An 883-nucleotide genomic window follows, 5' to 3' on the forward strand; every position below is an offset into this window, starting at 1 on the left:
GGGTACGGAAGTGCTGGCCATTGAGGACTTCCGCCTTCAAGGTTCGATGAAACCGTTCGTCCTTGCCATTGGTTTGCGGATGCAACGGGCGGCTGTGGGACAGTCGCACGCCCAGACGAACAAGCCAGACTCCCAGTGCGGTAAGCTGTCCCGGCTGGCCCGGACTGCCCCACGGCGAACCGTTGTCCGCGTTGATGCGCAACGGCAGACCGTAGCGACGGAAGGTCTGCCGCAAGTGGGTGAGCACGATGCGGGTGTCAGTCTTGCCGCAGGCATCGAGCACAAGATTAAAGCGTGAATGATCGTCCAGTACCGTCAGCGGCGAGCAGCGCCGTCCGTCCTGCAACTCAAACCAACCCTTGAAATCCATTTGCCAGAGATCGTTCGGCTGTGCGTGCTCGAAACGCTGCCAGGGCGTGGCGGCCTCGGAGGCCTCGGGGCTGATCAGGTCATGACGGTGAAGGATGTCAGTAATGGTGCTGGGCGCGGGCACCCCGACGTGGCCCTGATCACGCAGGCGCTGGCCGATCTTGCGCCCACCCCAGGCCGGATGCGCCCGTCGCAGCGCAATGACGTCCTGTTCGAGCTGCGGCGCCGTGCGCGCCGGGCTCTGCTGCGGCCGACGCGAACGATCGGTCAGTGCGGCATCGCCACCCTGCGCGTGACGGGCCAGCCACTTGTAACCGGTCTTGGGGCTGATCTCGAAGCGCCTGCACAGTGCACGCCGGTTGGCGCCTTCCTGCGAGGCGAGTTCAACGAATTCCAGACGGAGGTTCATGGTGTTTCTCGGGTTCCAGGACATGAGCGGCTCCGGGCGAATAGTTCGCCCAGAGTGTTACCCATGTCCCCGCACACCCGTTACCCATGTCCCCGGTCCATACAC

The 883-nt window shown here is 64.0% G+C and carries 1 protein-coding gene; it reads right to left on the minus strand.

Annotated elements, in window-relative coordinates; all coding sequences use genetic code 11:
• Positions 1 to 802 (minus strand): IS481 family transposase (locus tag SB822_RS54690; RefSeq protein ID WP_410858797.1); only part of this gene is annotated, 802 nt, incomplete at its 3' end.
• Between the last annotated feature and the right edge of the window lie 81 nt (positions 803 to 883).

This window comes from Paraburkholderia sp. SIMBA_054 (genome assembly GCF_046534875.1).
Classification (GTDB): domain Bacteria; phylum Pseudomonadota; class Gammaproteobacteria; order Burkholderiales; family Burkholderiaceae; genus Paraburkholderia; species Paraburkholderia hospita.